Annotated in this window: 4 protein-coding genes and 1 pseudogene; 3 read left to right on the top strand and 2 right to left on the bottom strand. The window is 52.8% G+C overall.

Annotation, left to right across the window (positions count from 1 at the left end; all coding sequences use genetic code 11):
• The first annotated feature begins 372 nt into the window (after positions 1-372).
• The gene (locus tag H7A81_RS26320) at positions 373-1,920 is read left to right on the top strand and encodes a methyl-accepting chemotaxis protein (protein ID WP_182059233.1); all 1,548 of its coding nucleotides are present in this window, start codon (positions 373-375) and stop codon (positions 1,918-1,920) included.
• A 113-nt stretch (positions 1,921-2,033) separates the two neighbouring features.
• Positions 2,034-2,312, top strand: a complete 279-nt coding sequence (locus tag H7A81_RS26315; RefSeq protein ID WP_182059235.1) for a hypothetical protein — start codon at positions 2,034-2,036, stop codon at positions 2,310-2,312.
• A 38-nt stretch (positions 2,313-2,350) separates the two neighbouring features.
• Here H7A81_RS26315 and H7A81_RS26310 read toward each other — a convergent pair.
• Positions 2,351-2,491: pseudogene (locus H7A81_RS26310) on the bottom strand (IS110 family transposase); the annotation flags it as partial.
• A 176-nt stretch (positions 2,492-2,667) separates the two neighbouring features.
• Between H7A81_RS26310 and H7A81_RS26305 the strand changes: the two are divergent.
• Positions 2,668-2,988: an ASCH domain-containing protein gene (locus H7A81_RS26305; protein ID WP_370529999.1), complete on the top strand. Its 321-nt coding sequence runs from the start codon at positions 2,668-2,670 to the stop codon at positions 2,986-2,988.
• Positions 2,989-3,456: 468 nt separating this feature from the next.
• On the opposite strand, the gene H7A81_RS26300 is transcribed toward H7A81_RS26305, so the two are convergent.
• Positions 3,457-3,939 (bottom strand): pyridoxal-phosphate dependent enzyme (locus H7A81_RS26300; protein WP_182059232.1); only part of this gene is annotated, 483 nt, incomplete at its 5' end.

The following is a 3,939-nucleotide window of genomic DNA, read 5'->3' as shown; positions in this document are numbered from 1 at the left end:
GCGGCCGGTGGCGACGTCACACCGCTGTGCTAAATTAACCGGTGCCGGTACGGGATTATCTTATCCGTATTCACCAGGGGTAAATAAACTGTAGCTCGTACCGGCACCTGTCAGAAACTGATGTCTGGCCACTCTGCCAGCTGTCGTCAATGCTACGGATGATGACGTCGCTGCGCTCCACATTTATGCCACCTCCCGTCCTTCGGCCGGCCAGCGACGGGCATAAAGTGCGGGCCCTCACGGTAGCCGGTCGGCCTCGCAAACAAGCAACTGTGCTGAGAGAGGTTGTAACAGTTCGTAACTCATCAAAGCTATTAGTATCTGGCTCCAGGCCGATAAAGGAGGTGTTCTCCACCCCACCAGGGAAAAAAAATGAAAATATCGGTTCGTCTTTTCTCAGGCTACGGCTTTTTGGTTATCTGCTTTTTAATCTGCACCGGCCTGTCTCTGCACACGCTCAGTGAATCCCGGCAAGGCATGGAAGATACGGTAAATTACAAAATGAGGCGCCTTACGCTTGTCCTGAACATGCGTGCTGCTGTTAATAACATGGCAGTTTTAGTCAGAGACATCGTTCTGCTCAAAGACCCTGAGCAGGAAAAAAGTGAATGGCAAAAGGTCAGTGATTTACATAAAAAGTATCTTCAGGAACGTGAGCAACTGGTTACCAGTATGATGCATAACGCTTCACCTGAAGGAAAATCAGCGTTAGACCGTATTCTGTCCTCAGACGGTGCCGCTCTGAATACGCTGACAGTTGCAGGAAAAATGGGGATGGACAATGACCAGTCAGAAAAAGCCGCCGACTATCTGCTGAACACGGCGCGCCCGGCTCAGCAGGCTCTGTCTGATGCCTTGGACGGACTGACCGATGTACAGAATAAGCTCAGCCGGGACACGGTAGCTGTTAACAGCGCATCTGTACGTGAGGCTTCCGTTTTGCTTCTCTCACTCACGACTCTTTCAGTCCTGTTCTCTTTTCTGACCATTTTTATGATAGTCAGGGCGCTGATGCGCCAGTTAGGCGGGGAACCAAAAGATGCTGAGATACTCGCAGCAGCAATTGCTTCTGGCGACCTGACGAGTCAGGTCATTCTGCGGCGCAATGATAAAACAAGCTTGCTGGCTTCACTGAATGGTATGCAGACAAATCTACGGGGGCTTATCTCTCAGATAAAGGATTCCGCCGGCTCCGTAGCGCTGGCTGCGGATGAAATTTCGCAGGGGAATACTGAGCTCTCTTCGCGTACCGAGCAGCAGGCAGCCGCGCTGCAGGAAACGGCAGCCAGCATGGAGCAACTGACCGCCACGGTGAAAAGCAACACGTCTGGTGCTCAGCAGACCGCCGAGTCAGCCCGCGAAACGGCTTTGCTTGCCCGTACGGGTGAAGCGGACGTGCAGCGCATGTCAGACACAATGAATGCCATATCTGTTAGCGCCGCGAAGGTGCGGGATATTACATCCGTAATTGAAAGCATCGCCTTCCAGACAAATATTCTGGCCTTAAACGCCGCAGTGGAGGCCGCCCGGGCAGGTGAAGAAGGGCGGGGATTTGCCGTTGTGGCGGGTGAGGTCAGGACGCTTGCACAGCGTAGTGCGAATGCCACGCATGACATTAAAAAACTGATGGCGGAGGCAGTAAGTGTCGTTGACAGCGGCGTAGTCGCAGCAGCAGATGCAGGCCACAGTATTCTGAAAATCGTGGGTATGGTGGGTGAGCTGGCCGAGGCCATGGATAACATTTCACTGGCGTCATCCGAACAGATGCAGGGTATTTCTCAGGTCAGCATTGCCGTCAGCCAGATGGACGGGGTGACCCAGAACAACGCCGCGCTGGTTGAGGAATCCTCGTCTGCCTCACAGTCACTGTCTGAGCAGGCACACGCGTTACGCAGAATGGTCGAGGCCTTCAGGGTTTAAGGCATCTGAATAAAGGGTGGCGGCATTGCCGCCGTCCTCTTGTGACCACACGTCGCTGAGCGGCAGATAATCTCTGTGCAGTAAAAAACTATTATTTCGAGGCCCCTGAACGCATGCATGAAAAGTACCGGCGCATTACAGAAATCAAAGTGCAAACGGATAATTTGCTTACGCAGTTGAGTGAGGGCGAGCATCGTTCTCTGGACGTGTGGGCCAATAGCCTGACGCATCTGAAGCTGGCTTTTGGTACGTTCATCCCCTTCATGAGAGACCCCGTCTTCCTGGCCAGGCTGAAACAGCATGACGCCGTGATGGTATCGGAAATAGTCATGACCGGCAGAGCGCTGATGGCCCTGCAGAATTTCTTCAGAGTGGCATCAAAACAGCTCTGATGACATTTATCTCAGAACCGGACTGCGTTTTTCGTTCACTAAATTTTCTGGGGTGGCATAAAATGGTCCTCCCAGTACATCCCGCTTTTGACCATGGCGTTCAGGATGGTCAGCAGCTTACGCATGCAGGCAACCAGCGCTACTTTTTTCGCCTTACCGGCACCGACTAACCTGACATAATTTTGTGTTAAAAGCGTTACGCCTGTCAGGGACCAAGAAAAAAGATGCCGGCTGCGCTTATGTGCCCGCTGAGAAGGCCGATAACTGTAGTGTGCCTCACCAGGGTGATACACCGTTACTGTTGCTATATGTGCTGAAGGCTCCCGCTGCAGGGAGCCTTTTTTCACCGGAGGTAATGTCATTGCAGAATCTTGAGATCGTACCCCGTTTGCTGCCGGACGTCCGCGCAGGCATGAAACTTCACACCATCCGCTGGCGGGAGCGTGAAATTGTGCCGGGCCCGATGCTTTACGTAAACGTGCAGGATGCCTCCGACACGGTTATGGTGTGGGTCACGCGCGTTGAAAGGATGCCGCTTTCTGACGTCGCTGCCAAACTTGGGAAAAGCAAGGAATGGCCGGATGCCGAACTGCTGGAAGGGATGCGTGACCACTACCCCCGCATAGAGATGGATTCCGAGGTCGTGGTCATCCACCATTTACCGCCTGAGGCGTAAGTTGGTGGCAGGGTAGTTATGTTTATTGTGGCAGAACCTCCCTGGCGCCATCATTTGTCGTCCGCTTGTCGCCCAGGTTGTGTGAAAACTGTTTTGGTCGCTCAATCTGCGAGAAACAAGGCTGAAAATTGCGCTCATACGTAAATTCTGGCTCATCTAACCAGTCGAGCAATTCCAGATTTTGCGTAGGTGCGCGCACTTCAGTTCTAGGTCAGCGTTTTCACACAGCCTGCGCTCAAGCGGGCTTTGACTCGCGCGCCTGTTTGCTTTGTGCCAACGCGGACTTAATTTACTTTAAAGGTTAACTAACCGACAATTCGCGAAACCCTTTTATGCATAAACCCCGGCAGAATTAGTTTGCTTTTCTGTCAGCCAGCTATACCTTCCAGCGTGACCGATGCTCCGCCGCAAACAATGACCAGTACATTATCAGCGCATAAACCCCGGCAGAATTAGTTTGCTTTTCTGTCAGCCAGCTATACCTTCCAGCGTGACCGATGCTCCGCCGCAAACAATGACCAGTACATTATCAGCAGCGTTAAACCTGATTTTACGATCGTACAAGAGTGAGAGTGACACGCCGCATGCCGGCTCAGTCAGCACTCGATGGTCATCGAGAAAGCGCCGGCAGGCTTGCAACGCTTCCTGGTCGGAAACCAGCATACTTCTGACATCCAGCCGTCTGGCCACATTGAAAACATTTTCGCACACCTGACTTGCGGCCAGCGTCGTGGCTATGCCGCTGACCTTATTAAGACGTACCAGCTTACCGGCATTAAGCGAGGCGTGAAGAGAAGCCGTACCGTGGGTTTCCACGGCGTAAACCGGAATATTGCCAAGCTGATGTTTCTCCAGCCCCTGAGCGATGCCGGACAGCATGCTTCCGCCACCAATGGAAAGGATCACTGCATCAGGCTTTACCCCTTCGCTGATGACCTCATCCACGATTGT

The sequence above is a fragment of the Pantoea sp. ME81 genome (assembly GCF_903970985.1).
In the GTDB taxonomy this organism is placed as follows: Bacteria; Pseudomonadota; Gammaproteobacteria; order Enterobacterales; family Enterobacteriaceae; genus Pantoea; species Pantoea communis.
This window is presented reverse-complemented; position numbering and strand designations above follow the sequence as displayed.